13 protein-coding genes are annotated in these 15,043 nt (G+C 71.5%); 5 read left to right on the top strand and 8 right to left on the bottom strand.

The annotated features are described in order from the left end of the window. Positions 1-55 precede the first annotated feature (55 nt). Genes PUR53_RS02610 through PUR53_RS02620 form a run of 3 tightly spaced genes read left to right on the top strand, consistent with a single transcriptional unit; the run spans position 56 to position 2,827 of the window. Entirely contained in the window at positions 56-817 is a 762-nt protein-coding gene (locus PUR53_RS02610) for a vWA domain-containing protein (protein WP_329897737.1), read from the top strand. Between the two features lies 1 nt (position 818). Then, entirely contained in the window at positions 819-1,607 is a 789-nt protein-coding gene (locus PUR53_RS02615) for a PP2C family serine/threonine-protein phosphatase (RefSeq protein WP_329897738.1), read from the top strand. A gap of 59 nt (positions 1,608-1,666) precedes the next feature. After that, entirely contained in the window at positions 1,667-2,827 is a 1,161-nt protein-coding gene (locus PUR53_RS02620) for a hypothetical protein (protein WP_329907231.1), read from the top strand. Between the two features lie 307 nt (positions 2,828-3,134). Here the strand turns inward: PUR53_RS02620 and PUR53_RS02625 are convergent, their stop codons facing one another. From PUR53_RS02625 to PUR53_RS02650, 6 genes are all read right to left on the bottom strand, one after another. Continuing rightward, a complete protein-coding gene (locus PUR53_RS02625) occupies positions 3,135-3,719 on the bottom strand; it encodes a hypothetical protein (protein WP_329897759.1) in 585 nt (194 codons plus the stop codon). Positions 3,720-3,723: 4 nt separating this feature from the next. After that, entirely contained in the window at positions 3,724-5,283 is a 1,560-nt protein-coding gene (locus PUR53_RS02630) for a vWA domain-containing protein (protein ID WP_329907232.1), read from the bottom strand. After that, positions 5,280-6,473: a toxic anion resistance protein gene (locus tag PUR53_RS02635; RefSeq protein ID WP_329907233.1), complete on the bottom strand. Its 1,194-nt coding sequence runs from the start codon at positions 6,471-6,473 to the stop codon at positions 5,280-5,282. The genes PUR53_RS02630 and PUR53_RS02635 overlap by 4 nt, the downstream gene beginning before the upstream one ends. 21 nt (positions 6,474-6,494) lie before the next feature. After that, a complete protein-coding gene (locus PUR53_RS02640; protein ID WP_329907234.1) occupies positions 6,495-7,568 on the bottom strand; it encodes a substrate-binding domain-containing protein in 1,074 nt (357 codons plus the stop codon). 337 nt (positions 7,569-7,905) lie between these two features. Next, positions 7,906-8,310: an SCO4983 family protein gene (locus PUR53_RS02645; RefSeq protein WP_329897743.1), complete on the bottom strand. Its 405-nt coding sequence runs from the start codon at positions 8,308-8,310 to the stop codon at positions 7,906-7,908. Between the two features lie 100 nt (positions 8,311-8,410). Further along, the gene (locus tag PUR53_RS02650) at positions 8,411-9,622 is read right to left on the bottom strand and encodes a pyridoxal phosphate-dependent aminotransferase (RefSeq protein WP_329897744.1); all 1,212 of its coding nucleotides are present in this window, start codon (positions 9,620-9,622) and stop codon (positions 8,411-8,413) included. A gap of 268 nt (positions 9,623-9,890) precedes the next feature. Between PUR53_RS02650 and PUR53_RS02655 the strand changes: the two genes are divergently transcribed. Further along, positions 9,891-10,784 carry a hypothetical protein gene (locus PUR53_RS02655; protein ID WP_329907235.1) on the top strand — a complete coding sequence of 298 codons (894 nt, stop codon included), beginning with the start codon at positions 9,891-9,893 and terminating at the stop codon, positions 10,782-10,784. 166 nt (positions 10,785-10,950) lie between these two features. Further along, positions 10,951-11,874, top strand: coding sequence for a trypsin-like serine peptidase (locus tag PUR53_RS02660; RefSeq protein WP_329907237.1), 924 nt, complete (start codon positions 10,951-10,953; stop codon positions 11,872-11,874). A gap of 109 nt (positions 11,875-11,983) precedes the next feature. Here PUR53_RS02660 and PUR53_RS02665 read toward each other — a convergent pair whose 3' ends face one another. Both PUR53_RS02665 and PUR53_RS02670 read right to left on the bottom strand, forming a co-directional pair. Beyond that, positions 11,984-13,609 carry an N-acyl-D-amino-acid deacylase family protein gene (locus PUR53_RS02665; protein WP_329907238.1) on the bottom strand — a complete coding sequence of 542 codons (1,626 nt, stop codon included), beginning with the start codon at positions 13,607-13,609 and terminating at the stop codon, positions 11,984-11,986. Positions 13,610-13,641: 32 nt separating this feature from the next. Then, complete coding sequence (locus PUR53_RS02670) at positions 13,642-14,922, bottom strand: amino acid deaminase (protein WP_329907239.1); 1,281 nt, start codon at positions 14,920-14,922, stop codon at positions 13,642-13,644. Between the last annotated feature and the right edge of the window lie 121 nt (positions 14,923-15,043).

A 15,043-nucleotide genomic window follows, 5' to 3' on the forward strand; every position in this document is an offset into this window, starting at 1 on the left:
CCCCGAACATCCGCACCCGGCACACCAGCGACACCAGAAGCACAGGGGGAAGACGATGCACAGCGAATACCCGCCCACGCTGCCGGCCGAGTACGCCGACATCGAGTTCGAGAACAACGCCCAGCGCATGCCGCTCGTGCTCTGCCTCGACACGTCCAGCTCCATGGCGGGCCAGCCGATCCAGACCCTCAACAACGCGCTCGCCGAGTGGACCAGGGAACTCCACGACGACGTCAGCCTCAGCTACAGCGTGGAGGTCGCCGTCGTCACCTTCGGCGGACAGGGCGTCGGCGCCTGGCGCGGTCCGCACCTGCTCGACCCGCGCACCCGGACGAGCCCCTTCATACCCGCGCACGCCTTCCAGGCACCGCAGCTCACGGCCGCCGGGGTCACCCTGATGACCGAGGCGCTGGAGCTGGCGATGCACATCGTCGCCGCCCGCAAGAGCGAGCTGCGGGCGTCCGGACTGCAGTACTACCGGCCGCAGATCTGCCTCGTCACCGACGGTCTGCCCACCGACCCCACCGGCCATCTCACCGACTCCTGGCACCGGTTGGTCCCCGTCCTCGCCGAGGAGCAGCGCGCCCGCCGCTTCCGGCTGTACGCGATCGGGGTCGGCGGGATCACGGACATGGGGGAGTCGGTGCTGCGGGCGTTCGCACCCAAGTTCAACGCCCGACTGCAGGGGTTCCCGTTCCGCGAGCTGCTCCAGATGATGTCCGCCAGTGCCAACGCCGAACAGAAGGGGGCGGGGGACGAGGTGTTCGAGAAGATCTTCAGCCAGTTCAAGACCCAACGCCCGGCGTGGGAGGCGTGAGGTGAACCCCGCGCCTTCCTGGCGGATCCACGGCCTGAGCGTCGAGGGCTACCGGCACCGGCGTCAGGGCCTGCCCTGCCAGGACGCCTGTGCCGCCGCCGCCACGCCCTCGGTCGCCGTGCTCGCCGTCGCCGACGGGGCCGGCAGCCGGCCCCGTTCGGAGGAGGGCGCGCGGCTCGCGGTGGGGCTGGCCACGGACCATTTCGTACGGCGGGCCGAGGCGGCCGTGGAGCTACGGCCGGGGGAGGCCGTGCACGAACTGCTGCGGGACGCGTTGCGCGACGTCAGCGAGGAGTTCCTCGACCGGACCGGCGTCGACGCACCCGACTTCGCGACCACGCTCACGGTGGTGGTGCTCGCGCCCGGCTGGCTCGGGCACCTCTCCGTGGGCGACGGCTTCGTCGTCGTACGGGCCGGGACGGAGGACGGCGAACGGCAGTTCCATCTGCTGCCGCAGGCCGCGGCAGCGAGCGAGTACAGCAACGAGACGGTGTTCCTGACCTCTCCGGACAGGGAGCGTTGGACCCACACCGAGTGCCTCCTCGACGACGGCGTCGACGGGGTGCTCCTCTCCACGGACGGGCTGGCGCAGGCCATGCTCAACCGGTCGGCCGACGGCGCGCAGTCACCGAACACCTCGTTCGCGGACGCCGTCTTCCGCTCCCTCGACTCCGCCGCCGAGGACGACCGTGACCCCAACCTGGCCGCGCTCCTGCGCTCCGACCGCCTCACCGCCCTCAACGCCGACGACAAGACCCTGCTGCGTGCCGTCCGTACGACCCGGCGATGAGCGCGCCCCATGCTCATCAGCGGTGACGACCGGCTCGACGAACACTCGGAGGTACGGCCATGAGCGGCCGCACGGTCTTTCTCGACGGTAGGCGGGTCACTCTGGCGGAGTTGCCGTTGAAGGGGGGTGGGCAGGCGGCCGTGTTCCCGGTCGAAGGGGACACGAGGATCGTCGTCAAGATCTACCGGGACACCCCGGGGCCGGACCAGGAACGGCGGCTGGCCCGGATGCTGACCATGTCACCGCTGGCCGCCCGGCCCACGGACGCCAGCCAGCCGCCGGAGCTGGCGTGGCCCACCGCGATCGCCCGGGACGCGAACGGCGCGTTCCTCGGCTACGCCATGCGCCGCTTCGGCGAACCCCAACACGTCCAGCTGGTGGGCCTGTTCACCCGCGTCCAGCGCCTGAAGCTCTTCCCGGACCGGGCCGACTGGCGGTTCCTGCTGGGCGTCGCCTGGAACCTCGCCTTCATGACGGCCCGGATGCACTACGACGACCTCGTCATCGGCGACTTCTCCAGCAGCAATGTCGTCGTCGACGCCAACGGGTTCGTGACCTTCCTCGACTGCGACTCCATCGCCTTCACCGACCCGGTCACCGGCGAGCTCTTCCCGTGTCTGATGCACACCACCGACTATTCGTCCCCCGAGCGCCAGACGGGCGGCCCCGCGACCCGGCAGAGCGACGACTTCGCCCTGGCCGTCCTCGTCTACCAGCTGCTCACCGCCGGCAACCACCCCTTCGGCGGGGTGCCGCACGAGAGCGCGTCCGAGTCGACCGTCAAGGACAACATCGCCGCGAGCTGCAGCTATGTCGTCCGGCCCGAGCGGGTCACCATCCCGCGCGGCACGATCGACCCGTCCGTCCTGCCGACCGAACTCCTCGTGCTCGCCAGGGCCGCGTTCGGGCCGGGCGTCCAGGACCCCGACGCCCGGCCGCGGGCCGAGGCGTGGCTGCGGGCGCTCGACAAGGAACGTGGCCAGGTGCGGGCCTGCACGGTACGGCCCCTGCACACCTACGGCTCCCATCTGCCGACGTGCCCCTGGTGCACGCGGGCCGCGGTCACCGGCCACGACGTCTTCAACGGGCCCCGGGCGACGTCGGTCCCGACGCGGGTGGCTCCGCCGGATCAGCCGCCGTCGCCGTACGCGGCGTTGAAGGTGTTGGCCGTGGTGGTGGGGGTGGTGTTGCTGATCGTGATTCTGGCGAGTGTGGGGTGAGGTTGGGGGGGTGGGGGGCGGTGGGGTGCGTGGTCGGGTGCGGGTGAGTGGGGCTTCTCGCGCAGTTCCCCGCGCCCCTGAAAAGCAGGGGCTGCGCCCCGTGCTTTTCATCCCGCAGCCCCGTCGCCTTTCAGGCCCGCAGCCCCGTCGCCTTTCAGGCCCGCAGCGCCGTCGCCTTTCAGGCCCGCGGGGCCGTGGTCTTTCAGGCCCGTAGGGCCTGGTCTTTTAGGGGCGCGGGGAACTGCGCGAGAAGCCCCACTCACCCGCACATGCCGACGCACCCGCCCCCCACCCCACTGGGCGACCCTCACCCCGACCGGTCCTCCAGATAGCGCGTGTGGGACTCCTGGCGGCGCGCCTCCGTGTCGCGCAGGGCACTTGCCAGGCGGCCCAACTCCTCCTGGATCAGGCCGAGTTGGCGTTCAAGGTGCCGTTCCGGCGGCTCCGTGCCCGGGGTCAGGCGGGTCCACCAGCGTGTGCGGACGAACGTGTCGACGGCCTCGGGGACGTCCTGGCGGACGGCGCGCGAGAGGGCGTGGACACCCTCGGGGTCGTGGGCGAGCACCTCCGCGACCCAGCCGGGATCGAGGAGCGCCGCGAGGAGTTCGGTCAGCTCGGTGAGCCGGCCGGCCGCGGCGGGCGGCAGTTCGATGTCCGCGAGATACGTACGCAACGTACCGAAGTCGCCGCGCAGTTCGTCCAGTTGGGCGGACGGATCCGGGAAGTCCGGCGGCGCCACCCGCTCCGGCGGGGCGATCAGCGCGCCCGCGCCGTACAGCCCGACGACCACGACCGGCCAGTACGGCCCCGCGACCCCCGCGAAGGTCAGCCCGAGCCCGGCGACCCCGAGGGCGCCGCCGGTGAGGTTCTTGCGGGACTCGATGTACGCCATGAATCTACTGGTAGCCACGGATCTCCTCGAAGGCGCCGTCCAGCGAGCCCTCCTGGGCGTCGAAGAGACGGCCGCCGGTCAGGTCGGCGATGTGCTCCAGTTCGTCCTTGTCGGAGTCACCGAAGAGGATCGGGAAGACGGGGATCTGCCGCTGGGCGGTGGGCAGCCGGCCGTAGAACCAGTCGAAGTCGGCGGGGCTCTCCCCCTCGGTGTTCTCGCCGTCCGTCATCAGCACGATCGAGGTGAAGGTGTCCCGGTCGGCGATGGCGAGGTGCTCGTACGCCTTCCGCAGCGAGGTGTAGATGGCGGTGTCGCCGCTCGCGGACAGCTCCCGGGTGTCGGCGCGGATGCCGTCGAGCCCGGTCTTCGGGTCCTCGGGCCGTACGACATGCGTCCGTATGCTCTTCACGTCCGACCCGAACGGCATCAGGGTGACCTCCTCCCGGTCCCGGAAGTCGCCGGTCAGCTCGGTGAGCGCGGTCTTCAGCCGGTCGAGCCGGTCGCCCTCCATCGAGCCCGAGGTGTCCAGGACGTACACGGTCCGCGACGGGCGGCGCAGCTCGTTCTGGTACGCGTCGAGCAGGCCGTCGGCGACGGAACGGCTGCCGGGGAAGGGGAGTTCACGGCGGCGTGTGGTGTCCAGGACGGCCGCGGGCGCCACGGAGGGTACGACGGGGCGGCGCAGTGTCCGCTCGGTGATCAGCCGCTGGATGTCCGGGGTGCGCAGCGCGTCCGAGAGCCGGCGCACGTCGTCGCGGACCTCCTTGCCGGTGGAGGCTAGCGAGGAGAGCGGATAGTCGGCGGTGAGGACGCCGTCGCTCGGCCGGATCACCGTCAGGTCCTCGCGCGACTCCAGCACCGACTCGTAGTTGAGCAGCGCGTCGACGTCACCGCGCCGGTCGTACGCCGCCGCGAGCCAGCCCGACGATCCCGACGTCAGCTTCTGCCCCGCGAAGAACTCCTTCAGCCGGGGCGTCGCCCGTGCGACGTCCGCGTCCGTCAGTGCGGACTGGGCGTCGGAGAGAGCCGACGCGACCGAGACGAGCGTGGCGAAACCGGAGTGGGAGCGGGTCGGATCGGTCATGCCGTACGTCAGCCTCCCGTCCGCCACGGCCTTCTCGACGTCCGACCAGGTGACGTCACCCGACTTCCAGCCCAGCTTCGTCACGGTCTCGTTCTTCACGCCGATCGCGACCGGGCTGGACATCACCGAGGTCTCCGACACGACCTGCTTCGCCGCCTCCGGGCGGAGCCGCAGGTAGTCGTTGGAGGACAGCCACACCGCGTCGTACGCGCCCTTCGCCCGCTGCTCGGTGAGCAGCTCGACGGCGTCGAGGGTGCCCATGTAGGTGGGCCGGACCTTGATCCCGGTGTCCTTCTCCACCTGCGCCAACACCGGCTTCATGTCGGCGAGTTCACTGGAGGCGAGGACGCGGAGGGTGCCGGGGACGTACGCGGTCGGTTCGGCGGGGTCGGGCGCGGCCGGGTCGGTGGCCGTGCAGGCGGTGGCCAGGAGGGCCACCGCGGTCGTCAGGGCGAGCCCCACCGTCGTGCGCACTCTCATACGAGCCCACCCCCTTCCAGTGCTCCCTGGCTCCGGCTGCGCTCCAAGTACCGTGTCGCGTGCTGGAGTTCGGAGGTCAGGGACTCGACGGTCGCGGCCATGGTCTCCGTCGCCTGGACCTTGTACGTGTCGATGGCGTCGAGGGTGCGGTAGATCTGCTGGAAGGCCGTACGGAGTGTCTCCGTGCCGACGGCCGGGTCGGCGGCGATGCGCTGGATCTCCCCGCTCTGGCTGGCGAGCATCTCCGCGTTGCCCCGGATCAGCTCCTCCGTCGTACCGCGCAACGCGTTGACCTGGTCGACGACCTTCTTCTGGTTGTCGAGGGCGGAGGCGAGCATCACGGCGATGCGCAGCGCCGAGACGGTGGTCGTCGCGGCCCGGTCGACGCCCTTGATCAGCTCCTCGTTGTTGCGCCGTACGACGTCCATGGCCAGATAGCCCTGGGCGCAGACGGCCAGCTGGGTGAGCAGGTCCTGGTGCTTCTGCCGCACGGGGAAGAGCACGTCGGCGCGGAGCGTGTCGCCCTGCTGCGGATCGGCCCCGTCGACGTGCGTCCGGATGTGCTCCTCGACGGCCGTGTCCAGGGCCTCCGTCAGGACGACGTACTCCTGGAGCTTGCCCATGGTCTCCCAGAGCCGGACCCGTTCGGTCTGCAAGGCGGCGTTGTCGCGCCGCAGTTCGTCCTGCCCGCCGCGCAGGGAGCCCACGATCTTGTTCAACGTCCCCTGTGAGGAGGCGTACTTGGCGACGTGGTCGCGCAGCTTGTTGCCGCCCGGCAGCCGGGACAGCAGCTTGCGTCCCTTGCTCGCCGGCAGATCACGCGGGTCCAGGTCCTCCACCACCCGCCGGAGTTCCACGAGCGAGCCCGCGACCTGCGACTGCGCGTCACCGCCCTTGCCCGGCAGGCTGCGCACGGTCCGCTCCAGCATCCGGTTGGACTGGGCGGCGGCGCTCCGCATCTCGCCCGCGCCGAGCGCGGTGATCTCCCCGACCCGGCCGGCGAACTCCGGGGAGCGGGCGTCGAGGGCGGCGAGCCCCCGGACGTACTCCTCGGCCTTGCGGGCCATGTCCGTCCGCACGGACTCCTCGACCGGCACCAACCCGCCGGCCTTCTCCCGGGGTACGGCCGCGACCGGCTCGGGAGGGGTGAGGGTGAAGGCGGTGTCGCCACCGCTGTTGTCGATGTTCATCTGTGGTGTTCCCCCGTCGTCCTACTGGCCCCTGGCCCGGCGTGCCATCTCGTGCAGCACCTCGGAGGTGGGCACGGGCGCCTGCCGGACGGTCAGCTTCTGCATGAGATAGGTGGTGTGGTCGGCGGTCGCCGCCGTGAACTCGGTGGCCGCGCCCTGCGGCCGGAACCCGTGCCGGGCCGCCAGCTCGCGCAACCTCGGGTCGCTGCCGAGGAGTTCCCCGAGCGCACGCCCCTCGTCCGTGACCGGTACGACGGTGTGGTCGCTGAACACGGTGGTGTCCGGGTAGAGGACGACCAGGCCGTCGAAGCCCTGGCCCTCCGTCAGCAGGGCGGCGACCTGCGACTCGTAGACCAGCACGAGGGGATTGCCGACCCCGCTGACGAAGTCGCGGAACGCCGCGTCGGTGCTCGGCTGCTGGGCACCCTGCACACTGATCAGCTCGCGCATGAGGGGCGCGGTCCGGTCCAGGCCGGCCTTGTCCGCGACCACCCGTCCGCCGTTCGCGACCTCGGAGGCGGCGGCGAGGTAGAGCGCGCCGGAGTTGGAGGTGGTCGGGTCGGTGGTGGCGATGTAGAGGAGTCCCCTCAACTCGCCGTACTTCTCAACCCCCTTGAGGTCCTGCCAGGTCCGCCCGTCCTCGGCGGCCTTCAGGTACGCGCCCATGTCGAGGACGCCCCGGTCCCCTTCGAGGGTGGCCAGCCGGTTGTCCCGCAGCACCTCGGCGGCGCCCCGGTGGGCGACCACGACGAGCGGCGAGTAGAAGGGGCGCGGCAGTGGTTCGCGCACGCCGTACTTCTCGGCCAGTTCGTCGGCGGGTGCCTTGCTGGACGGGAACGCGAAGTCGTACCCCTTCGGATCGAGGCCGTCCATGGCCCAGGATCCCGACGTCTCCGTCTTCACGGTGTAGCCCTTGGCGGCCAGGGCCTTCACCACCTCCGGGTCGGCGAAGAACTCCGCCTTCTCCGACCCGATCACGCCTCGCACGGTCTTCGTTGCCGTGCCCGTGTCCTCGGTCTGCCGGCCCGCCACGACGGCTGCCACCACGCCGCCGATCAGCAGGACCGCGAGGACGATTCCCGCGATTCGTCTCACACGGGGAGGGTGCTCCGCGGAACCCAACGTTCCTTGTGTGGGCCGGTGAACGGGGGATGAAGCGGTGGTCCCGGTATGCCACGGCCCTCCGGGGGAGGGGCGGGGTGGGTGCGTTGTCGGCTGCCGGCCCGGTGGGGCTTCTCGCGCAGTTCCCCGCGCCCCTGAAAAGCAGGGGCTGCGCCCCGTGCTTTTCAGGCCCACCCGACCTTCGCCTTTCAGGCCCACCAAACCGTGGTCTTTCAGGCCCGCAGGGGCCTGATGCTTTTAGGGGCGCGGGGAACTGCGCGAGAAGCCCCACGCACCCGCACCCGCCGGCGAAACAGGCACCCCCAAGCGGCTACGCACTCAACGGCACAGCCGCATGCGCGTCCATCCGCGAAGCCGCCAGAATCGCCGACGCCGTATCCGCCCGCGACGCGGCGACGACAAGCGCCCGCCCCGCGAGCGCGTGCGCCCTGTGGTGCAGCCCGGCGACGTCTCCCTCGCCCCCGCCGCCGGCGGCGACGCGCACGGGAGGCCGGCCGCCCCTCAGCCGGGCGACCTGCGCGGCCAGCGCCTCCGCGGCCGCGTCGAGGTCGTCGGAAGGGGTCAGCGCGCGGAGTTCGTCGGTCACCGCCAGCAGCGCCGCCAGATGACCCGCGAGCTGGATGTCCAGCTCTTCCTCACGCGAACGGTGAGGGAAGTCGGAGGAGGTGGTGCCGGCCATCGTGTGGACCGACTTCGTGCGGATCGGCTCGTACATGGGATGGCCTCCAAGCTCTCGGACGACCACTCTACCTTAGATTCGGTCTAAAGTTGAGCGAGGTCCGAAAGCCCCGGTTCGCCGTACTCGGCGCGTGGTGTCAGGCCTGCCCGTACCCGTCCAGGAAGTTCCCGATCCGGGTGATCGCGGACCGCAGGTCACCCACCGTCGGCAGGGTCACGACCCGGAAGTGGTCGGGTTCGGCCCAGTTGAAGCCAGTGCCCTGCACGACCATGATCTTCTCCTGTCGGAGCAGGTCGAGGACCATCCGCCGGTCGTCCTTGATCTTGAAGACGTTCGGATCGAGGCGCGGGAACAGATACAGCGCCCCCTTCGGCTTCACGCACGAGACGCCCGGGATCTGCGTGAGCAGCTCGTACGCGACGTCCCGCTGCTCCTTCAGCCGCCCGCCCGGCAGCACCAGGTCGTTGATCGTCTGCCGTCCGCTGAGCGCGGCGACCACCCCGTGCTGCCCCGGCATGTTCGCGCACAGCCGCATGTTCGCGAGGATCGTCAGACCCTCGATGTAGGAGTCGGCGTGCGCGCGCGGGCCGGAGATCGCCATCCAGCCCACCCGGTAACCGGCCACCCGGTACGCCTTCGACATGCCGTTGAAGGTGAGGGTCAGCAGGTCGGGGGCGACCGAGGCCGTCGGGGTGTGCGTGGCGCCGTCGTAGAGGATCTTGTCGTAGATCTCGTCGGAGCAGACCAGCAGGTTGTGGCGGCGCGCGATGTCCGTCAGGCCGCGCAGCACCGCCTCGTCGTACACCGCGCCCGTCGGGTTGTTCGGGTTGATGATGACGATCGCCTTGGTGCGGTCGGTGACCCTCCGCTCGACGTCCGCGAGGTCCGGCATCCAGTCGGACTGCTCGTCGCAGCGGTAGTGCACGGCCGTACCGCCGGAGAGGGAGACCGCCGCCGTCCACAGCGGGTAGTCCGGGGACGGTACGAGCACCTCGTCGCCGTCGTCGAGGAGGCCCTGCATGGCCATCACGATCAGCTCGGATACCCCGTTGCCGATGAAGACGTGCTCGACGTCCGTCTCGATGCCGAGGGTCTGGTTGTGCATGACGACGGCCCGGCGCGCGGCGAGCAGGCCCTTGGCGTCGCCGTACCCGTGGGCGCTGGACACGTTCCGGAGGATGTCCTCCAGGATCTCGGGCGGGCACTCGAAGCCGAACGCCGCCGGATTGCCCGTGTTCAGCTTGAGGATCCGATGCCCCGCCGCCTCAAGCCGCATCGCCTCCTCGAGCACCGGGCCCCGGATCTCGTAACAGACGTTGGCGAGCTTGGTCGACTGGATCACCTGCATGTCCGTGAGCTTACGGCCCGGTAACGCGTTCCGGGCCGTGTTTTCCACCACGTGGGACGGCCGCATTACCCCGAAATGCCCCGCCGCTGTCCCCCCGGCCCCCTCCTCTCTAGAATCCGCGAGCAGGTCCGGCCGACCCCCCACCGCACGGCCGCCGACCGCACGGAACCGGCCGTACGCCGCTGAGACCTGGGCGTAGGGCCCATGAGGCTTGGGCGAACGGCCCTCGACACGAAGGCAGCGGAACGCGATGAATGGGGTGGGCGGCGTGGACAGCGCGCACGGGCCGGACCGGAACGAGGCCGACACCGGGACACCGCCGAACGTGTACCTCCCCGTCGGCGACCCCCGCTCCACCCCGGCCTACGAGATCTTCGCGGACCCGGCCGCCGCCCACGGCTGGCAGAACGCCTACGACGACACGGTCCAACTCGACGAGGTCGTGCCGCCGGCGCCGGGCCCGGCCGGGAGCGGTCCGGCCGGCGGTGCCCCGACGGGCGCGCGCGAGCCGGGCACGCCGTACGGCGGGGGCGCGCCCTACGGAGACGGCGCCCCCTATGGGGATGGCGCGCCCTACGGCGGTGGTGCTTCCCACGGTGATGGCGCGCCCCACGAAGGCCCTGTCCCGTACGGCGCCGGCGCGCCGCACCCGGACGCACCCGGTCGGCCCGGCGGCTCGGAGGTCGTGGGGGCCGGGCGGCGGGCGCGGGCCGTCGACGGGCGGCGGAGCACGCTCGGGCGGCGGCGGGCCCGCCGCCGTGGCGCGTTGGTCGCGGGCGGGATCGGTGCCGCGGTGCTGGTCGGGGCCGTGACGGCGGGACTGGCCGGGCTCGGCGCCTCGGAGAAGGGGTCGCCCGATGCCCCGGAAGCCGTCCCGTCCGCCACGTCCGACGGCCGTGCCGGGGACGCGGACACCGCCGCCCCGTCGGCCGACGAAACCTCCGACGCGGGTGCCGCGACGTCGTCCGGCGACTCCTCGCCGGACGCCTCCACGTCCCCGGCCGCCTCGGCCACCACCGGCGAGCCGTCGCGTTCCGCGTCGCCGACCGCCACCTCCGCCCCGCCGTCCACCGCCTCCTCCGCCACCGAGACGTCCTCGTCCCGGGGCAACTCCAACGGCAATCAGCGCCGGGGCCAGGGCGCGACCAAGGGCCCCAAGTAGCCACGGCCCGCCCCCAACCCCCCACCCCCTGGCCGAAGATCGCGCGGCCGGAACCAACTCCTTGCTCGTCCTCCACATCGCCCTCACAATGCGCATGACAAACTGCGGTGGCCGGAAGATCTTCTGCCACCACGCAGCCCTATAGCTGTAGTGAGGGGACCCCCACATGAGAAAGCCTCTCGTTGCCTCGCTGTTCGCCCTGGTGATCACCGGGGCCGGCGCGGCACCGGCGGTCGCGGCGCCGGAACCGGCGGCGGCACCCGGGAAGTCGGCGGACGCGGTCGTGAACAGCGTGGTCGGCGGCGTCGTCGACACCGCGAACAAGACCGTCGCCGACCTCGCGACCCCGGCGGTGCAGGCCGTCAACTTCGCCGGCACCGTCTCGCTCAGCAACTGTTCCGGCTCCGTCGTCCGGATGCCCGACTCCGAGGACAACGACCCGGCGCTGGTGATGACCAACGGCCACTGCCTGGAGACCGGCTTCCCGACCCCCGGACAGGTCATCGTCGACCGCGCCTCCACCCGCACCTTCGGCCTGCTGAACTCCGCCGGCACCCGCGTCGGCACCCTGCGCGCCAGCAAGATCGCGTACGGCACGATGACGGACACGGACATGGCGGTGTACCAGCTCACCACCACGTACGCGCAGATCAAGAGCACCTACGGCATCGACGCGCTCGTCTACGACACCGCCCGCCCGGCCGCCGGCACCGCCATCAGCGTCGTCTCCGGGTACTGGAAGCGGATCTACACCTGCGGCGTCGACGGGTTCGCGTACCGCCTGAAGGAGGGTGACTGGACCTGGAAGGACTCCATCCGTTACACCTCCGCCTGCAACACCATCGGCGGCACCTCGGGCTCCCCGGTGGTCAACGTCGCCACCAACAAGGTCGTCGGCGTCAACAACACGGGCAACGAGAGCGGTGAGCGCTGCACCGTCAACAACCCCTGCGAGGTCGACGCGAACGGCACCGTGACCGTCCGTCAGGGCATCAACTACGCCCAGCAGACCTGGCACGTCCCCGCCTGCTTCGGCGTGGACAACAAGCTCGACCTGTCGGCGGCCGGCTGCGTGCTCCCCAAGCCGTAGCGCTCCGCTCGGGCCCGCCTGCAGACCACCGGGCCGTTCTTCGGCCGCGGGCCGGTGGGGCTTCTCGCGCAGTTCCCCGCGCCCCTGAAAGGACAGGGGCGGGCCCACGTCAATCAGGTGCCTGCCGGACCGCCCGGCCCGCCAGTACGTCCGTCCGGCGGCCGTCCTCGATGACGAAGCGGCCGTCGACCAGGACGTGCGGGATGCCGGTGGGCAGGGTGCGCGGCGCCTCATAGGTCGACCCGGCGGCCACGGTCGCCGGGTCGAGGAGGACCAGGTCGGCGCGGTAGCCCTCGCGGACGAGTCCCCGGTCCACGAGGCGCAGCCGCGCGGCGGGACGTGAGGTGAGATGGGCGACGCACTCCTCCAGGGAGAGCACGCCCAACTCCCTCACGTACCGGCCGAGATAGTGGGGGAACGTCCCGTACGCGCGCGGATGCGGCTTGTCCCCGCGCAGGATGCCGTCGGATCCGCCGGTGTGCACACGGTGGCGCATGATGGTCCGCACGTTCTCCTCGTGCCCGACGTGCTGGAGGATCGTCGTGCCGAGCCGGTCCCCGACGAGCAGCCGACGGGCGGTCACCCAGGGCTCCTCACCGCGTTCCTTCGCGGACCGCGCGACCGTCCGGCCCACGTACGACGACAGCGCCGGGTCGGTGACGCCCGAGATCTCGATCGTGTCCCACTCGATGGGTACGCCGTGGCAGCCGTCGGCGCCCACGACCTCCATGTGGTGCCGGATATGCCCGGCCGTCTCGTCGTCCGCCAGCCGCGCGAGGATCGCCTCGGGACCGCCCTCGCCCGCCCAGCTCGGCAGCATCGCCACGAGCGTCGTGCAGCCGGGCGTGTAGGGGTACGTGTCGAGCGAGATGTCCGCTCCGGCGGCGAGCGCGTCGTCCAGGAGAGCCAGCAGCTCGGGCGCCCGCCCCTCGTTCACCCCGAAGTTCATGGTGGCGTGGGCCAGATGGAGGGCGCAGCCGGCCTCTCGGGTCAGCGCGACCATCTCCTCGTACGCCCGGAGCGCGCCCGCCCCGTACGAGCGGTGGTGCGGGCAGTAGTAGCCGTCGTACGCCGCCACCACCCGGCACAGCTCGGTGAGTTCGGCGTCCTTGGCGTACATGCCGGGGGTGTACGTCAGCCCCGACGACATCCCGACTGCGCCCTCCCTGAGCCCCGCCGCCACCAACTCCCGCATGAGGTCCAGCTCTTCGGGGGTGGCCTCCCGGTCCTCCCAGCCCATGGCGAGCATCCGGACCGTCCCCTGCGGCACGAGGTACGCGGCGTTCACGGCGATGCCCTCGCCCCCGAAGCCGTGGTCGAGCCGGTCCAGGTACTCGCCGACCGAGCGCCAGGTGAAGTCGATGTCCTCGCCGTAGCCGTTCCAGCCGGTGATCGCGCGGCGGACCTCTTCGAGGGTGCGGTCGTCGACGGGCGCGTACGACAGTCCGTCCTGGCCGACGACCTCCAGGGTCACGCCTTGGGCCGCCTTCGCGGTGTGCTCGGGGTCCCGCAGGAGCGCGAGGTCGCTGTGGGCGTGCATGTCGATGAAGCCGGGGGCCAGGACCAGACCCTCGGCGTCGACCTCCCGCCGGGCCCTCGGCCGCTGACACCCCGCCGCGGCCGCCTCCTTGACGATCGACGTGATCCTGCCGTCCGCCACGACCACGTCGGCGCGGTAGGAGGGGCCGCCGGAGCCGTCCACGACCTCGGCGTCACGGAAGACCAGCTCGTCCATGCGGGTCACCTTTCAGGACTCGACTGCCGGCCTCAGAAGAACGTACGGACGTAGTCCGTGACGGTCCCGTCCGCCTCCACCAGCGGAATCAGCTTCCACTTGTCGAACGACGTGCACGGATGCGACAGCCCCAGCCCCACCCAGTCGCCGACCTCCACCTCCGCGCCGGACTCCGTGCGCAGCCACGCGTGCTGGTCGGACAGCCCCGTCACGGTGACGCCGACGGCGTCGCGGACCGCACCCGTGTCCGCGTCCCGCACCACCTCCACCGACGGCAGATCGAGGTCGTACGCGGCGTCGCGCTTGCCCGCGTTGGCGAAGGCCTGCTCGGGGGAGGGGCGGGAGACGACCTGGGCCCAGAGCCGGAAGGCGGGCTCCAGGGCGCCCTCCTCGGGGACCCGGTTGAAGGGGGTGAGCCGGCGGTAGTGCCCGGCGTCGTGCGAGACGTACGCACCGGACCGCAGCAACTTCAGTACCGGCACGGACAGTTCGGGCAGCTCGGCGAAGACCTCGGCCACCGCGTCGAACCAGGCGCTGCCGCCCGCGCTGACGATCACCTCGTCCAGCCCCGCGAACCGCCCCGCCTTGTCGAAGTCGACGGCCAGCGCGGTGAGCCGGCGCAGCCAGGCCCCCACCCGCTCCGGGTCGGCGCCCGGCACCTCGCCCTCGTACCCGGCGACCCCGACCAGGCGCAGCGTGTCGACCCCGGCCACCGCGTCCGCGACCGCCGCGCACTCGGCCTCCGTACGCACGCCGGTGCGCGCGCCCTCACCGGCGCCCAGCTCCACGACGACGTCCACGGGACGCGCGGAGCCCCGCAGCGCGGCGTCCATCAGCTCGACACCGCGCACGGAGTCGACGTAACAGACGAAGCGGAAGCGCGGATCGGCCGCCAGCTCGTCGGCGATCCAGCGCAGGGCGGCCGGGTCGACGACCTCGTTGGCGAGGAAGATCCGCTCGATGCCGAACTCCCGTGCCACCCGCGCCTGGTGGGGCACGGCGAGGGTGATGCCCCAGGCGCCGCGCTCGATCTGCCGCCGGAACAGCTCCGGTGCCATGGACGTCTTGCCGTGCGGGGCGAAGGCGAGGTTGTGGCGCGCGGAGTAGGTCTCCATCAGCGCCAGGTTGTGCTCCAGGCGCTCGGCGGACAGGGCGAGCACGGGGGTGGTGAAACCGCCGGTGAACAGGTTCCGCCGCTGCGCGGCCAGCTCGGCCACCGTCAGGCCCTCGGCGTCCGGCGGCAGTCCCTTGAAGCGGTGATCGACGCGCTCCTCCGCCAGCCGGGCCAGCGCTTCGACACTCTCGACACCCATGGGATCTCCCTGACGAGGTACGTTGCAAAGTGTGCAACGTTCATTGCGTATGTCGCTCACTGCTGTCTAACATCCCAGCCAACGCCGGGTCAACGGTGCCGACCCGCCCCCAGCCGACGCG

It is taken from the genome of Streptomyces sp. SP18BB07 (assembly GCF_036322545.1).
Lineage (GTDB): Bacteria > Actinomycetota > Actinomycetes > Streptomycetales > Streptomycetaceae > Streptomyces > Streptomyces deccanensis.

Excerpts from the sequence above, each read along its gene's own strand:
- PUR53_RS02610 (WP_329897737.1), top strand. The coding sequence starts at position 56 with ATGCACAGCGAATACCCGCCCACGCTGCCGGCCGAGTACGCCGACATC.
- PUR53_RS02620 (WP_329907231.1), top strand. The coding sequence starts at position 1,667 with ATGAGCGGCCGCACGGTCTTTCTCGACGGTAGGCGGGTCACTCTGGCG.
- PUR53_RS02625 (WP_329897759.1), bottom strand. The coding sequence starts at position 3,719 with ATGGCGTACATCGAGTCCCGCAAGAACCTCACCGGCGGCGCCCTCGGG.
- PUR53_RS02630 (WP_329907232.1), bottom strand. The coding sequence starts at position 5,283 with ATGAGAGTGCGCACGACGGTGGGGCTCGCCCTGACGACCGCGGTGGCC.
- PUR53_RS02635 (WP_329907233.1), bottom strand. The coding sequence starts at position 6,473 with ATGAACATCGACAACAGCGGTGGCGACACCGCCTTCACCCTCACCCCT.
- PUR53_RS02645 (WP_329897743.1), bottom strand. The coding sequence starts at position 8,310 with ATGTACGAGCCGATCCGCACGAAGTCGGTCCACACGATGGCCGGCACC.
- PUR53_RS02650 (WP_329897744.1), bottom strand. The coding sequence starts at position 9,622 with ATGCAGGTGATCCAGTCGACCAAGCTCGCCAACGTCTGTTACGAGATC.
- PUR53_RS02660 (WP_329907237.1), top strand. The coding sequence starts at position 10,951 with ATGAGAAAGCCTCTCGTTGCCTCGCTGTTCGCCCTGGTGATCACCGGG.
- PUR53_RS02665 (WP_329907238.1), bottom strand. The coding sequence starts at position 13,609 with ATGGACGAGCTGGTCTTCCGTGACGCCGAGGTCGTGGACGGCTCCGGC.
- PUR53_RS02670 (WP_329907239.1), bottom strand. The coding sequence starts at position 14,922 with ATGGGTGTCGAGAGTGTCGAAGCGCTGGCCCGGCTGGCGGAGGAGCGC.